14 protein-coding genes and 2 tRNA genes are annotated in these 14,122 nt (G+C 65.3%); 6 read left to right on the forward strand and 10 right to left on the reverse strand.

Annotated features, from left to right (window positions below; genetic code table 11):
* The first annotated feature begins 121 nt into the window (after positions 1-121).
* Positions 122-436, forward strand: coding sequence for a 2Fe-2S iron-sulfur cluster-binding protein (locus R6U01_RS14180; protein WP_410287096.1), 315 nt, complete (start codon positions 122-124; stop codon positions 434-436).
* Between the two features lie 224 nt (positions 437-660).
* On the opposite strand, the gene R6U01_RS14185 is transcribed toward R6U01_RS14180, so the two are convergent.
* Positions 661-855, reverse strand: coding sequence for a cold-shock protein (locus R6U01_RS14185; protein ID WP_004048101.1), 195 nt, complete (start codon positions 853-855; stop codon positions 661-663).
* A gap of 213 nt (positions 856-1,068) precedes the next feature.
* On the opposite strand from R6U01_RS14185, the gene R6U01_RS14190 reads away from it, so the two are divergent.
* Positions 1,069-1,584 carry a hypothetical protein gene (locus tag R6U01_RS14190; protein ID WP_410287097.1) on the forward strand — a complete coding sequence of 172 codons (516 nt, stop codon included), beginning with the start codon at positions 1,069-1,071 and terminating at the stop codon, positions 1,582-1,584.
* A gap of 72 nt (positions 1,585-1,656) precedes the next feature.
* Entirely contained in the window at positions 1,657-1,992 is a 336-nt protein-coding gene (locus R6U01_RS14195; protein WP_410287098.1) for a zinc ribbon domain-containing protein, read from the forward strand.
* A 243-nt stretch (positions 1,993-2,235) separates the two neighbouring features.
* Here R6U01_RS14195 and R6U01_RS14200 read toward each other — a convergent pair whose 3' ends face one another.
* Positions 2,236-3,207 carry a TatD family hydrolase gene (locus tag R6U01_RS14200; RefSeq protein ID WP_410287099.1) on the reverse strand — a complete coding sequence of 324 codons (972 nt, stop codon included), beginning with the start codon at positions 3,205-3,207 and terminating at the stop codon, positions 2,236-2,238.
* A gap of 349 nt (positions 3,208-3,556) precedes the next feature.
* Entirely contained in the window at positions 3,557-4,039 is a 483-nt protein-coding gene (locus tag R6U01_RS14205) for a DoxX family membrane protein (protein ID WP_410287100.1), read from the reverse strand.
* A 166-nt stretch (positions 4,040-4,205) separates the two neighbouring features.
* Here R6U01_RS14205 and R6U01_RS14210 point away from each other — a divergent pair, with 166 nt between their 5' ends.
* Complete coding sequence (locus tag R6U01_RS14210) at positions 4,206-5,015, forward strand: helix-turn-helix transcriptional regulator (protein WP_410287101.1); 810 nt, start codon at positions 4,206-4,208, stop codon at positions 5,013-5,015.
* A gap of 166 nt (positions 5,016-5,181) precedes the next feature.
* Entirely contained in the window at positions 5,182-5,745 is a 564-nt protein-coding gene (locus R6U01_RS14215; RefSeq protein WP_410287102.1) for an OsmC family protein, read from the forward strand.
* 83 nt (positions 5,746-5,828) lie between these two features.
* Here R6U01_RS14215 and R6U01_RS14220 read toward each other — a convergent pair whose 3' ends face one another.
* The 4 genes from R6U01_RS14220 to R6U01_RS14235 form a co-directional block, all read right to left on the reverse strand.
* Positions 5,829-6,446 (reverse strand): CDP-alcohol phosphatidyltransferase family protein, encoded by a 618-nt coding sequence (locus R6U01_RS14220; protein ID WP_410287103.1) that lies wholly within the window; start codon positions 6,444-6,446, stop codon positions 5,829-5,831.
* Between the two features lie 147 nt (positions 6,447-6,593).
* Positions 6,594-7,373, reverse strand: a complete 780-nt coding sequence (locus R6U01_RS14225) for a hypothetical protein (protein ID WP_410287104.1) — start codon at positions 7,371-7,373, stop codon at positions 6,594-6,596.
* 287 nt (positions 7,374-7,660) lie between these two features.
* The gene (locus R6U01_RS14230) at positions 7,661-8,683 is read right to left on the reverse strand and encodes an endonuclease/exonuclease/phosphatase family protein (RefSeq protein ID WP_410287105.1); all 1,023 of its coding nucleotides are present in this window, start codon (positions 8,681-8,683) and stop codon (positions 7,661-7,663) included.
* Between the two features lie 459 nt (positions 8,684-9,142).
* The gene (locus R6U01_RS14235; protein ID WP_410287106.1) at positions 9,143-9,631 is read right to left on the reverse strand and encodes a DUF302 domain-containing protein; all 489 of its coding nucleotides are present in this window, start codon (positions 9,629-9,631) and stop codon (positions 9,143-9,145) included.
* A 357-nt stretch (positions 9,632-9,988) separates the two neighbouring features.
* Between R6U01_RS14235 and R6U01_RS14240 the strand changes: the two genes are divergently transcribed.
* Entirely contained in the window at positions 9,989-10,879 is an 891-nt protein-coding gene (locus R6U01_RS14240; RefSeq protein ID WP_410287107.1) for a hypothetical protein, read from the forward strand.
* 520 nt (positions 10,880-11,399) lie between these two features.
* Here R6U01_RS14240 and R6U01_RS14245 read toward each other — a convergent pair.
* The 3 genes from R6U01_RS14245 to R6U01_RS14255 form a co-directional block, all read right to left on the reverse strand.
* Positions 11,400-11,473, reverse strand: a tRNA-Phe gene (locus R6U01_RS14245).
* 372 nt (positions 11,474-11,845) lie between these two features.
* Positions 11,846-11,916: transfer RNA gene (locus tag R6U01_RS14250), tRNA-Pro, on the reverse strand.
* An 87-nt stretch (positions 11,917-12,003) separates the two neighbouring features.
* Entirely contained in the window at positions 12,004-14,058 is a 2,055-nt protein-coding gene (locus R6U01_RS14255) for a DEAD/DEAH box helicase (protein WP_410287108.1), read from the reverse strand.
* Positions 14,059-14,122: the final 64 nt, after the last annotated feature.

Below are 14,122 nucleotides of genomic sequence, written 5' to 3' on the forward strand. Positions count from 1 at the left end.
CCCCGTCCGTCGTCAGACGCCTGGCGCACGCCCGTTTTCGGGACGCCGCGGCCGACGGTCCCGGTCCACCCGCGCCGCGGACACAGACTCTTTGTGGATCGCCGCTGTACCCTTCATCGACATGCCTACCGTATCCTATCAGGGGGAGGAAATCGAGTGCGAGAAGGGCGACGTGTTACGCGACGTCTTGAAGGAGGCCGGCCTCTCCGTGTACAACGGCAAGATGGAGCAGCTCAACTGCCGGGGCGTGGGGTCGTGTGGCTCCTGTGCGGTCCAGGTCGACGGAGAGGTGAGCGAGCCCGGAAAGAAGGAGAAGGCCCGCCTCTGGTTCCCGCCGCACCACCCCAGTCACGACGTCCGCCTCGCGTGTCAGACGAAAGTCGAGGGCGACGTCGAGGTGACGAAGGGCCGCGGGCTCTTCGGACAGCACGTCTGATTCGGTCGAAAACTCCGCTTTCGTCGCGACGCGGATCACGCTCGCCAGCGCCGCCGCTCGCCGTCCTCCGCCGGACCGGTCGGCGACCGCCCGACCGGCGACGGCGCTCGGTGTCGTGATAAGAACCCGTGTCGGACGTGAGTCCGATACGGGCAAAAGTCTCGTTATCGCGTGTCAGAGTCGCGTTCGGCGTCAGCCGGACCGACCCACCTTATCGGATCGGCTTACTGCCGAACGACGTTGGACGCGCGCGGCCCCTTGGGCGAGGACTCGATGTCGAACTCGAGCTCTTGGCCCTCTTCGAGGTCCGGCCCTTCGACGTCTTCCATGTGGAAGAACACGTCGTCGTCAGCGTCGTCAGTCTCAATAAATCCGTAGCCGCCAGTGTCGTTGAAGAAATCAACCTTTCCGGTCGCCATTGCATCTGGACGGACGCCCGCTCGGGTCATAAGGATTGCGAGTGTACAGTTACCACGGCTGTTGCCGGACGTTTGTTTCTGTTATCGGCATTTATCGGGACGATCAGTGACCGTACTGCGAAGTCGCTTCGGTTCGACCGACTGATCACGCGGTTCTGCGAGCACGCTGCCGCCGGAGGGACGTTTATATTCGGCCGCCGCGATCGGACCGACGTGTTCCGATCGATCAGAGCGAACGGCCCGGCGCTGCTCGTCCCCGCCGCCTGGCTCGTCGTCGCGGCGACGACGCTCGGTGTCGTCTCGACGCACGCGCTGTTCGTCGCGCACGTCGTCATGAGCGCCCTGCTCGTCGCGTTCGTCGTCGCCTCGTGGCGCGACATGGCGACCGGCGTGCTCCGGGCGTGGAAACTCGTGATCCTCGCGGGCACGCCCGTGACGCTCGCGGGCGTCGCCGGCTTCCTCCTCCGCGGCGGCGACGCCGGAGTCCCGGCGGACGTCCTGTTGGCCGTCTCGCTCTTCGGCTGGGCGCTCCTCCCCGCGCTCGGGTTCACGTACACCGGGCGCCGCGTCGAGGCGGGCGCGCGGATCTACGCCGCCGGCGTCGTCTGCTGCGTCGCCGGCGCGGTCGCGGTCGCGGTCGCGCCGTCGCCGCCGTGGACCGCGGTCGGGCTCGCGGTCGTCGGCGCCGGACAGACGGCCGGCATCCTCGACGCCACGCTGCGGTACTGACCGACCGTCGCCACGGTCCGTGCCCCGCGTGATCACCCCACAATACCTAAGCCTCCGGCCCGTAGGGCTCGCATGATCGACGTCGGCCCGATCTACCTCGCGATCGCGGGAGCGCTGCTGCTGTTCGCGCTCGCGCTCGGCTTCCGTGTGCTCCGCGATATCGTCCGCGAGGGCCGCGACCGCCGGCGTCGTCGGCGGGCCGGGGAGCTGGAGAAGTACACCGAAGACCAGGAGTACGGAGGGCGGCCGCCGGTCGGCTCCGGTGCGGACCGCGGGGAGGCGAACGATCCGGACGCCCCGGACGACCGGACCGATCCGGGCACGACGTGTCCCAAGTGCGGCGCGGCCAACGAGCCGGGGTTCAACTACTGTCGCCGCTGCACCGCGCCGCTCCGTTCCGGGACGTAGCTCCCCGTCTCCGTCGCTGCTCCGTTCCGGGACGTAGCTTCCCGTCTCCGTCGCCGCTTCCGTCTTCGCATCGCCGCGGAGGCGGACGTCGGCCCCGGCCCCGGAAGCGTGTGCCACCACGCCCACAGCACGGCCTGACACGGCGACTGACAGCGTGTCGACCACCGCTTCGGCGGACGCCTGATGCGACACAACGGCGAGCGCAACGAGCCCGGGTCCTCGGATTCGGGTCCCGGACGGTGCCTACGCCAGACCGAGTATCTCTCGTGGGTTCTCGTAGACGACCCGAGAGACGTCCTCGCGATCGACACCGAGGCGGAGCAGGTCGAGGATCGTCCGCTTCATGACGAACGGATCGTTGTCCATCGCGCCGATGAGGTCCGTGTCGACGACGATCCGGTCGCTCCCGTGTGCGTCGATCGCTGCGGCGACGTCGCGGGCGTCGACACCGCGCAGCCACGGCGCACTCACGCTGTAGGCGAGATAACAGCCCGTGTTCTCTAACACGAAGTCCCGGACGCTCCGACCGGCGTGGTCGATCACGAGCTTCTCGTCGGACAGCCCCACCTCGTCGGCGAGCGCGAGGTCCATCTCGACGGCCTCCATTTTCGCGTCTTCCGGGGATAACAGCGGATCCGTAAAATTGCGGTTTCCTTCCTCGTAGCTCTGGACGTGCCGCGGGTCGACGTCGCCCTTGCTCGACCCCGGCGTGTGGACGAGCACCGGAAGATCCGTGTCGCGCGCGACGCGAAACTGCTCGCGGACGACCTCCTTCTGTCCCTCCAGCGGCCATGACACGGTGTGCTGAGTCGATTCGATCCCCGTCTCACCGATGGCGATCACCCGATCGTCCTCGCAGTACTCGGGGAGCACGGCGAGGAGCTCGTCGGCGTCCTCGACCCGGGACCAGGTGTGGATCCCGACGGCGACGTACTGGTCGTAGAAGTGCCGGTGATCGAACGCGGCCGCCCGTCGGAGCGCATCGTCCCAGAGGAACCGGACGTCGTCGGAACTCACCGGCCGGTACGGAGCCCAGTAGTACCCCGCCGCTATCGCGACCGCAGCTTGCCCACCGCTGAGATCGAATTTCTCGCGGTCGTTCCACGTCAGCGACTGCGTGTGCTGGTGGATGTCGATCCACGGGATGTCGACCGGATCCGGCGCCGCTCCCGCTTCCGGCGGGTCGCCGATCGGTCGCTTCGTCGGTCCGCTCATCGGCATCGCCGCCCGGTGCGCTCGGATCGGCGGCCGTTCTCTCGCTCGCGCTGATGGCGCGTCACCGTCGCCTCCGGCACGCTACCGCCACGACCGATGGCGTGTGTCGGCGACCGACCCCCCCCGTCTGCGCTCCGTCCGAGGTTCGAACGAATTTTCTTGCCATGTCTCACCATCACATATCCGACCGATACCGCATAAGTTCGCCGAAAACAGCGGTCAATACCCGTTCGAACGACGAGTTAAGTACGAACGCGCGAGGGTGCCGTGGTTGGCGTGATTCAAAATCAGCGTCGATTCGGTAGCGGCCGACGGTCGGCCTCATCGCCCGGTCCCACGACCCGTCTGATCAACTCGGCTCGGGGTTGCCGTCGTCGCTTCCGGACCCGGATTCCGGGAGCGTGTGCCACCACGCCCACAGCACCAGCACGGCTTGAACCGGTAGGCGCGCCCACGCTGCCGCCCGGGCGGCGCCGGCGAGACGGCCGGGAGCGAACTCGGCCGCCACGTCGTCGGTCGCCATGTAGACGTTCGCCGGGAAGACGGCGACCAGCAGCGCCACGAGTCCCCACGCCGACGCGCGTCGCGTCCGGTCGAACTGCATCCCGAGCCCGAAAAGTACCTCCGCGACTCCGGAGAGGTAGACGAGCGCCCGCGGCCGCGGAAAGCCGGGCGGGACGACCCGGGCGAACGACTCCGGCGCGAGGAAGTGCGTCACGCCCGCGACCGCGTAGATCGCGCCCATCACGCGACCGAGAGACCGCTTTCGTCGGGCGAACGACCCGGCCCGGTCGACCGGAGAGGCGGCACCGATGTCGACGTCGTCGCTCATCCGTGTGGATAGCGACTGCCGGCTAATGAGCGTTCTCCCGGCTCTTCGAGACGAGACGACACTGAACAACGACGTGGCTCGCCGTCGATCCTTCGCTGCCTGCCGCGCTCGCTGACGCAATCGTTATAACGCTGCTCAGCGTACGTTCAAGTTGTTACATGTTACCATGGGACACTATAACGGCGGTTCACCGATCGGCGATATATCGTATCTCGTGCGTGCCAACCACCGCGTCCCGACGCTCGTCGCGCTGACCGAGCGACCACTGCGCCGGTCAGCGCTCTGTGAGCTGACCGACGTCTCGTCCTCCACGATGCGGCGGACGCTGAGCGAATTCGACGACCGGAGCTGGGTCCGCAAAGACGGACACGAGTACGCGGCGACGCGACTCGGGGAGGCGATCGCATCCGGGATGGAGGACCTGATCGAACGAGTCGAAACCGAGCGAACGCTGCGTTACGTCTGGTCGTACCTCCCCGACGCAATCAGCGAGTTCCCGTTCGACACCTGGTCGGAACTGACCATCACCGTCGCCGAACCCGATTCCCCGTACTGTCCGGTGGATCGATTCGAGTCGCTTCTCCGGAACACGACCACGTTACGGTTTCTTCGCCCCGAAGTCGCGCTGATGGATCCCTGTTTCGACGTTCTCTACCAACTGGTCGACGACGGCGTGGAGATGACGCTGATCGACCGACCAGCGTGCCACGCGTACTTCCTCTCGACGTACCCGGACCGAAGCTCGGAGATGGTGCAACGGGACAACTTCACGATTCTCGAGCATGACGAGCTCCCCGCGTACGGAATCGGTCTGCTCGACGACCGCGTCGCGATCAGTTGTTACGGCCAGGACAGCGGCACGGTACGCGCACTAATCGATACCGACGCGCCGGCGCTCCGCGAGTGGGCGGAATCGACGTACGATTCCTCCCGACGCGAGGCGCGACCGCACACCCTCGAACTAGTCGCGAAGTGACGGTATCGATAATCGAGAGATCCGCTGCCGCTCCCTCTCGAGTGCCGATCCATTTCTCAGAGTGACCGTTGCACCACCTGCTCGGCGGTCAGTGGGTGACCGAACGTCACGAGATGACTACATGTCTGCTCGACACCTCTCGGTACTCGACGAGGTACGAAATAGCATGTCAATCACAAACGGCGTAGACGTGGAACAACTCGGCCAGGCGGTCGAAACGATCACGGACGAACCGGAGGGCGGTCAGTTCCGGTTCCGTGCGGAAACCGAATGGACCGACGGCCTGCAGTCCGTCACGGTGATCGACGATTTCGATCAAGCAGGCGAACAGATTCACACCCAAGAGTTCCACATCGAGGGCGACGAGCCGGAGCAGATCCTCGGTGAGCGGGCGGCACCGAACGCGGTCGAGCTCCTGCTCGCCGCTCTCGGGTCGTGTCTGAGCGTCGGCTACGCGGCCAACGCCGCCGCCATGGGTATCGAACTCGACGACCTCCGATTCGAACTCGAAGGCGACGTCGACCTCCGGGGATTCCTCGGGATCTCCGAAGACGTCCGTGCCGGGTACAACGCGGTGACCTGCACCGCCTACATCGACGCGGACGCGTCGGACGAGGAACTCGCCGAACTCCGGGAACGCGTCGAAGCCACGTCGCCGTTGCTGGACAACATCACGAACGCCGTCCCGCTCGAAACCGACGTGGTCTCCGCACGGAAGCGCGAGCTCTGATTTCCCAGTCGCTCACCGTCGAGCGACTGGCGAACGCGCGGCGGCTGCGCGAGGAGGCCGGGACGGAGACCGTCTCTCCGCACTCACTCCCGGTCTCGAAGCTGCCGCCACGAGAGGACCGCCCGCTGGAGCGCGGTGGCGTTGCTCGCGATCATAAAGAAGACGATAAGCCATCCGACGATCGTCAACCCGAAGTACTCCCCCCGGACCCACACGGCGGCGATGCTCACTCCCCCGATGAGGAGCAGAACCTCGACCCGCGTAACGAGCCCCTCGTACATCCGACCCAGCCCGACGGCCTGGGCCTGCGTGCCCACGTAGGCGTTCAACAGGATACCGACGATCGCGACGAAGCCGATATCGTAGCGTCCGACTCCCGCCACGACCCCGCCGAGTATCACCACGTCGGCGTAGCGATCGACGAGGTGGTCCAGGAAGTCCCCTTCCGGGGTCGCGCTGTCGGTCTGGCGAGCGAGGGCCCCGTCGAGCAGATCCAGAAAGCCGTTGAACAGCACTAACGCACCGCCCAGCAGGTACCACGACGGATCGTCTCCGGCGATCGCCAGGGCGACCGCGGCGGCGACGGCGACCCCCATGGACCCGACGGTCACCGCGTTCGGTGACAGCCCGAGGCGGTCGGCGACGGAGACGAACGGGGTGATGGCCCGGTTCGATATCGCCCGAAACCTGTCGAGCGTCATCGTCGCGGACCCCTCGTTCCGCCTCTGTCGCCGTCGCCGTCCGAACCCGCGATCAGAGCCAGGAGCATGATCAAGGGCTCTCGCGGGATCGATAAAAAGTAGTCTATCGATCCGAGGCACAGTCACCGGTCGTGAGCGGTAGCGAGATTACGACCCCGCGGAACCGCCGGCGCTGTCGGTCTCGTCCGACGAGTTTTCGTCGTCTTCTTCAGTCTGTTCTGCTGATTCCTCGTCGTCTTCTTCAGTCTGTTCTGCCGCCTTCTCGCCGCTTTCCACCATCTTCTCTACGACCTCTTCGCCGGTTTCTTCAGTCTGTTCTGCCGCCTTCTCGCCGGCCTCTTCGGCCTTTTCTGAAGCCTTTTCACCGGCTTCTTCGGCCTTTTCTGAGGCTTTTCCGCTGACTTCTTCGGCCTTTTCTGAAGCCTTTTCGCCGGCCTCTTCGGCCTTTTCTGAGGCTTTTCCGCTGGCTTCTTCGGCCTTTTCTGAAGCCTTTTCGCCGGCTTCCTGAACCGCCTCGCTGGCTCGCTCTGAGCCCTCTTCGATCCGTTCGGACGCGGTCTCGCTCCCCTTCTCGATACTCTCTGCGGTCCGGTGGATCCGGTCGGCCGTCTTCTGTTTTACACCCTCGACAAGGTCGTCCGGCCTCTGGGAGTTCCGGATCCAGTAGGCGAATCCGATCGCCCCCGCTCCCAACAGCAGGAGGGTCTTCAGTCCCATCCCTTTCGACCGTTTCGCGGGCCTGATCTCGATGACCTTATCGTTCGACGAAAAGGCATCGGTTATGGCTTCCTTCATCTGATCATCTATACTGGACTCGTCCGTGCCGAGCTGCTCTTTGAGTGACGGAGGGTTCATTGTGATTTGGTGTTGCCGCGATAGGTTGCGTCCGAGCACAGCCGCGTCACCGGGAACCGTGATCCGGATCACGATAGGCTCGTGACTGGTCTCCCATCGACCACACGTTGATCCCGCTCAGGTATTGTTATGTTCCGCTGTATCAGCCTGCCAGCGAACGATCGTCCGTAACCCTGCCTTATCGGCGACGCACTCCGAGTTCGGGATTACGACACGACTCATCCGCTACGCTACGGCCTGAGCGCTCCGTGAAGGCTGAGGGTGCCCGAAGCGTGAGATGAAAGGCCGTGCAGCCGCGGGGACGCTCGTCACCCAGCCCGCTCGACCTCTCTGACCCGTCCGGTCGCACACCGCCGTGATCACGGCGGTTCCAGTTCCGCAGTGACTCCCGCGTGGTCAGACGGCCACCGTCCCTCGACGCGAGCGGTCTGATCGTCCACAACGCGTTCGGCTCCACGGATTTTCACGTCCCCTCGTGTGAAGACGTGATCGATTCGACGGTCCAGCGTCGACTCCTCGTTGGTGAGCGTCGGTTCCTGACAGCACGTGTACCCCTTCTCGTCCGGATTCGCTGCGGCGTACGCGTCGGTGTAGCGGTTCGTCAGGACGTCGTACGCCGGTGCGGAGGACGTGTTCGGACCGCTATTGAAATCCCCGACGAGGACGGTCGGTGGATCGCGAAAGCGCGCCGATAGCTCCGACGCTTGACTGAATTGAAGAACGGGGACCCGCGGGGGAGATAGGTGGGTGTTGACGAAGGTAAACGCCCCCTCTACGGTGGTCGAGCAGTATCCACGCCCGACGCCGAACTCCCTGCTTCCCGCGTAGTACGTGCCCGCGTCGGCCGCGCTCGTTTCCACCCCCTCGCGAGCCAGGATCACATCGCGGTTCGAAAATCGAACCCGATCGGGAGCCGAGCCGCTCGTGACCGGAAATTCGGCGTCGAACGTCTTGACAGAAGCGCGTTCGGTGTACGACAACCCTTCCTCTTCGAGTGCATCGGCAAACATGTGAAAATAATCACGGGTCGTCGACTCGCCGTCTCGCTCCGCGAAACGGGCGGCCTCCTGCAGCCCGATCACGTCCGGCTCGATGTCGGCGACCTCGTCCGCCAACGCTCGGGCCCGCAGATCCAAACGGCTTTCGAGGACGTTCCGGTAGATGCTTTCGGCCGTCTTCTCGAACTCGGTTTCCGTCTCCGCTTCCAACGCAGGCGCAAGCGCTGCTCCGAGGAAGAGATTCTGGGTCAGTACGCTCACCGTACCGGACGAACTGGCGGCGACGCTGCCTATCCCATAGAGGCTACCAATGGCAACTGCTCCGCCCGATTTGAGTATCGCCCGACGGGACGTTAGACCGGACGCGACGGTTCGTGGAGTCATCTTCCAGACCTCGAACTGACACTATCGGCTAAAGTTATCACCGACGTAGCGAGCCAAACGTGAGACGTCTCTCGTGAACCCGCTCCTCCACCCGTCGATCGGCGACGTCGAACACGGCGAGCGCCGCTTGTTCTCTTCGCCTCTCTACTGGGTACCGTCGACGGGTAATCGTCGCTTATGGGGCCCTCTCGTTTCGTGGATGATGATCGGACCTCCGGCTCACATGGTGGTTCGAAACGGTCGCCTCGCTGCGCGCTTCGAATCTCACTCGATCCCGGGGACGGACTCGCACTCTGACGGTTCTCTCGAGTGCTGTGCTACAGTGCCCCGCCAGCTACCATGTACCGAGCGGGGTTCCGGTGACCGGAACGCGCTCTACTGACAGCAACCGGTTCAATCACAGGCAGACTCCGGGTTTTGATCCCGAACGGAATAGATTCCTCGCCCAGCACCGGGCAATCACATCTCGTCGGTCGCAAGCGCTTCGAGTGCGTCGGCGATGTTCTCGAGAATCTCGTCCCGATCATCGATGCCATGGCGGGCGGCAATATACTCCGGATCGTTGTATGTGACCTTGACCTCGTCGCTGTCCTCCCAGACGAGCATCCGTTGAGGGAGGTCGAGTCCCGCCCGCGGAGAGCTCTGCATCAGTGGTGTCCCGAGCTCCGGGTTACCGAAGAACACCACTCGCGCCGGCGGCAACTCCATATCTACTCCCGCGGCGTTCGCGCTGTGGTCGAGTTCCGCTACGAGGCCCAGATTCTCGTTTTCCTCGATTGTTGTCGTGATACGATCGAACGCCGCGTCGACGGTGTCTTCGTCCACCGTTACCGTCACTACTCCCGCGTTCTCGGGATCAGCCCCGTTACCGTCGTCGTCACCGGCACAGCCGGCAAGCACACCGACGGTAGTGACTCCCCCCAGAGCGAGGAGGTATCTGCGATTCATACCGTTCTTTCGTGAAGAACCTGCAAAAGCCTGTCTTCCATCGGTTGCCACACCAGTCCTAGCGGAACGAGACGTGGACCGGATCACGCAGTCGGCTCCCCGAGTTGAACTCCGAAAGACGGTCGCGCTCACTCCGTTCGCGCGCTGCGACTTCCGTGCGCAAATCGACTCGGCGACGTTTCTTCGCCGCTCGCTACGCTCGCGGACTCAGAATACGCCGCCTCCCCGAGTTGAACTCCGAAAGACGTGCTCGCAACGCGGCTCTCGACCGCGGCTCGACGACGCCACTGGTCGGTCGTCCGCTCCCGCGTGGTGACCACTATTTTTCAAACTCGATGTAGTAGGGTAGTGCGACAGATGGGATCGACCTGGCAAGCAGCGTGGAGCCGCCTGCGCGAGGACGGCCCGCGATCCCTGGCGATCCGAACTGCCGAACGGACGGCCGAAGGAGGCTGTCTCCGAGCGTGCTCACCGGAGACGTACTGGACGCTCGCGTCCCGGTACTACCGCTGGCGCGCGACCAGGGACGTCGACGGGTACGACGTGCCGACCGATCCGTTTCGGGTCCTCTGGGTCGACCCGGACGACATCGTCCGTCACTCGAACCGGGAGTACCCCCCTTGGCAGGGGGGATGGCGGCTGTGCGGTCGCGTCGCAGACGGCGACTGGGACCGGCCCTCCGAGGAGTACCGGCACCCGCCATCGTTCGAGGATCGACTGGAGTTTGAAGCGTTCCGTGCCCACTTCGTCGACGGCGTCCAGTGGGGGGAGACGGAGTTCCTCCTCCGGAAGATCGAAACGGTCGAGAACGGCGGGACGAGCAGGGCCGGCGAGGACCGAGAGGAGATCCTCGACTACTGGACGAAGTACGACGACCTCTACCAGGAGATATCGGAGACCGGCTACGACACCCAGCGGGACCGCGTAACGAGTGGAGCCGAAACGAAGCGGTTTCCGCAGGCGATCAGAGACGAGATCGCGATCGACATCGCGCGCGACGGGGAGCCGCTGTTCGTCGACGGCTCCCACCGCCTCTCGATCGCGAAGCTCCTCGACCTCGACTCGGTCCCAACCGTCTGCTTCTACCGCCACGAGGAGTGGATGGGGGTCCGCGAGGCGGTATATCGCGCCACCACCGTCGACGAGCTGGGCGAAACTGCACGCCGGCGACTGCAAGCGGATCACCCGGACCTTCGAGACCTGCATGACTCCTTCGAGTACGGCGGCGAGCACCCCTCGTATCGGTGAGGAGCCTCGCAGCGATCTCGGCCCGAGACGGCGGCGAATCGACGCCCTCGCGAACCGATAGACGACCCTGACTTCGAACGACTGGAATCGGGACTCCTCGCCGACGCAACACGAACTCGCGACCGGGCGGTCATGTCGTCCGTCGCGGTAGAACGCTCACGAACGTTGTCGACGTCGGTTTCTCGAGGGCTCGCTCCGCTCACCGCCTCGAAATATGCCGCCTCCCCGATTTGAACTCCGGAAGACGTGCTCGCTTCGCTGCGCGCGACTTCCGTGCGCAAACCGGCTCGGGGATGCAGATTCGTGGCCGACGGCTCACTCGCTCCGCTCGTTCGCGTTGTCGGCCACAGAAATATGCCGCCTCCCCGATTTGAAACGCGTGAGACTCCCTGCGGTCGCCTCACTGTACCCCGCTCGCTACGCTCGCGGGGACGGGGGACAGCTCGATCTTCAGCCGACGCTCACGAACGTTGTCGACGTCGTTTTCTCGACGGCTCGCTCCGCTCACCGTTTCGAAATATGCCGCCTCCCCGATTTGAACGGGGGACAGCTCGATCTTCAGTCGAGTGCTCTCCCAGTCTGAGCTAAGGCGGCTCGCACTCGGACCAACGCCGATTCCGGACAAAAGGATTTCGAAAGGCGGCAGACGGGTCGGCGTCGATCTTGCCGTCGCCGTGTCGTTCTGCACACCGCCCGGACTACTTTCTCCTTCCGCTCGCGGTGTTGCTCGCGCCGGGAAAGTGGGACCGCCCGGATTCGAACCGAACCCGAACGTGCTCGCTCTTTCGTCGCTGCGCGCGTCCGGTAGGGTTCGAATCCGTTCACCGCTGCGGCGCTCGCAGTGTTGCTCGCGCCGGGAAAGTGGGACCGCCCGGATTCGAACCTCAGTCGCTCCACTCCGTTCCGCTCCCTGCTTCGAATCCGCTCCGCCTGCTGCTGCTCGCGAGCGTGCTCGCAGCAGCAGAATGGGACCGCCCGGATTCGAACCGGGGTCACGGGCACCCAAGGCCCGAAGTATACCACTAACCCACGGTCCCGCGTCTACGTCTAGCCGCATCGGCCGCTAAAGCGTTTCGTTGCGCGGGTACGTCGCGTTCGACCGCGGACTCCTCGCGACGACCCGGTCACTCCTCGTCGTCGCGCAGCTCGAGATCGGCGACGATCTGGTACGGGTCCGTCTCCTTCCGGATCGCGTCGAGGATGAAGAACGCCTCGTCGGGCGCGAGGAAGTGCCTGGTGACGCCCCGGCCCAGCGGCGTCGGCGAGAAGCCGTCGATGAACTCCCACTCCAGCAGCTTCCCGATCGCGTGCTTTGTCGGCACCTCGCCGATCATCCGGTCGTTGAGTCGCTTGGCCTTCTTGCCCGCGACGACGATGTTCGCCAGCGTCTCCTCGACGGCGGCCGCCTCGTCGTAGTGGGTCGCGACGTCCTCCATCTCCCCCTTGAGCAGCGTGAACGCGACCTCGTCTTCGGTGCGGTCCATGGAGTTGTGGTACACGCCGTCGGGCTCGACCAGGAGGTAGACGCGCCCGCGGTCGTGATAGTCCGGACGCCCGGCGCGCCCCAGCATCTGGGAGAACTCTTGGACGGAGAGCCACTCGATCCCCATCGCCAGCGAGTCGAAGATCACCTGCGAGGCGGGGAAGTCGACCCCGGCGGCGAGCGCCGCGGTGGTGACGACCGCCGAGAGGTCCTGGTTCCCGAACTGCCGTTCCACCGTCTTCCGGCGCTTGTAGTCGAGGCCGGCGTGGTACGGCGCGGAGTCGTACCGGAGCTTCCGGCTGATCTCGTGGCAGCGCCGTCGCGAGTTCGTGAAGATGATCGTCTGGCCGCGGTACCCCTTCGAGGACTTCGTGTCGAATTCGCGTTTCACGAGCTTGTCGGCGATCTGCGCCTTCTCGCGGCTGTCCGCGAAGGTGACGTGTCGCTCGATGGGGACGGGTCGATCCTCGTACTCGATCAGGGTCGCCCGGAGCTTCTCGGCGAGCCACTCCGGGTTCCCGACCGTCGCGGAGAGGTAGACGAACTGGGTGCCGTCGTACCCCTCGTGAGTCCGCATCCGCTCCTCGCTGTAGTACTTCAGCCGGGAGATGAGCCCGTCGAGCCGGTGGCCCCGCTCGCCCTCCTTCAGCGTGTGGACCTCGTCGATGACGACGGTGCCGACATCGCCCAGGTCCTTGCCGGTCCGGAGCGCGTGGTCGATCCCCTCGTAGGTCCCGACGATCACGTCGGCGTTCGGGTCGAAGCGGTTCCCGTCGTCGTTCACCCGCGAGGAGCCGACGCGGATCGAGACGTTCAGGAGGTCCCCGTAGCGGTCCGTGAAGTCCTCGTGCTTCTGGTTGGCGAGCGCGACGAGCGGGACCAGAAAGAGGAGCTTCCCCTCCCCTTTCAGCGCGCGGTCGATCCCGGTCAGCTCGCCGACCAGCGTCTTCCCCGTCGCGGTCGCGCTCACGACGAGCTGGTCGTCGCCGTCTAGGAGGCCGTTCCGTACCGAGAGGCTCTGGACCGGCAACAGCTCCTCGAATCGGCCCTGGAGGTGCGCGGAGAGGTCCGGGTGGAGGTTGAGGTCCTCGGTCCGCACCGGACTCACGTCGTCGACGTTGGCGGAGACCTCGTCGTACTTGGTGAGGTCGGGATCGAGCCCGCCCTGCAGGAGGTTGACGATCCGGTCCAGGTCGCCGGACTCGTACAGCAGCTCCTCCAACCGCTCCTCGGCGGCGCCCGTGAACTCGCCCTTATAAGAGAGCTCTCGCTCCAGCTCTCGGCGGGCGCAGTCGCGGCAGATGAGCTCGTCGTTGTGTTCTATCGCGGACTCGCTCGTTATCGGTCCGTACCGACCGTCGTTCGCACAGCGCCGACAGGTCCGGACGGCCACCGCCTCCAGCTGGTAGCCGTCGAGCATCGCCTCCAGCCGCGCCCGGTTCTCCGGGGACGTCTGCTCGGAGATGCGGATCCGGCCGGCCGCGCGGGCGAGGTCGACGAACTCGTCGGGCTGGCGAGGGTGGTCCTCGCCGTCGCGGAGCACGCGGAACTTCCCCGGACGCGGGCCCGCGGAGGTCTCCTTCAGTTCGAGCCGCCCGCGGAGCACGCGGTTCCCGTCCCGGTTCGCGACGACGGTGTAGTCGCTCCGCGCCTCGTGGAGGAACAGCGTCTCGACCTCGGCCAACTGCTGTGACACTGCCCGTCGGTACGCGAGGAAGGTATTTCAGGGGTTCGGCTCGCCGTGCGGCGGGTTCGCAGTC

This window comes from Halorubrum sp. (genome assembly GCF_046498025.1).
GTDB lineage: Archaea > Halobacteriota > Halobacteria > Halobacteriales > Haloferacaceae > Halorubrum.

Excerpts from the sequence above, each read along its gene's own strand:
- R6U01_RS14180 (WP_410287096.1), top strand. The coding sequence starts at position 122 with ATGCCTACCGTATCCTATCAGGGGGAGGAAATCGAGTGCGAGAAGGGC.
- R6U01_RS14185 (WP_004048101.1), bottom strand. The coding sequence starts at position 855 with ATGGCGACCGGAAAGGTTGATTTCTTCAACGACACTGGCGGCTACGGA.
- R6U01_RS14195 (WP_410287098.1), top strand. The coding sequence starts at position 1,657 with ATGATCGACGTCGGCCCGATCTACCTCGCGATCGCGGGAGCGCTGCTG.
- R6U01_RS14200 (WP_410287099.1), bottom strand. The coding sequence starts at position 3,207 with ATGAGCGGACCGACGAAGCGACCGATCGGCGACCCGCCGGAAGCGGGA.
- R6U01_RS14205 (WP_410287100.1), bottom strand. The coding sequence starts at position 4,039 with ATGAGCGACGACGTCGACATCGGTGCCGCCTCTCCGGTCGACCGGGCC.
- R6U01_RS14210 (WP_410287101.1), top strand. The coding sequence starts at position 4,206 with ATGGGACACTATAACGGCGGTTCACCGATCGGCGATATATCGTATCTC.
- R6U01_RS14215 (WP_410287102.1), top strand. The coding sequence starts at position 5,182 with ATGTCAATCACAAACGGCGTAGACGTGGAACAACTCGGCCAGGCGGTC.
- R6U01_RS14220 (WP_410287103.1), bottom strand. The coding sequence starts at position 6,446 with ATGACGCTCGACAGGTTTCGGGCGATATCGAACCGGGCCATCACCCCG.
- R6U01_RS14230 (WP_410287105.1), bottom strand. The coding sequence starts at position 8,683 with ATGACTCCACGAACCGTCGCGTCCGGTCTAACGTCCCGTCGGGCGATA.
- R6U01_RS14235 (WP_410287106.1), bottom strand. The coding sequence starts at position 9,631 with ATGAATCGCAGATACCTCCTCGCTCTGGGGGGAGTCACTACCGTCGGT.
- R6U01_RS14240 (WP_410287107.1), top strand. The coding sequence starts at position 9,989 with ATGGGATCGACCTGGCAAGCAGCGTGGAGCCGCCTGCGCGAGGACGGC.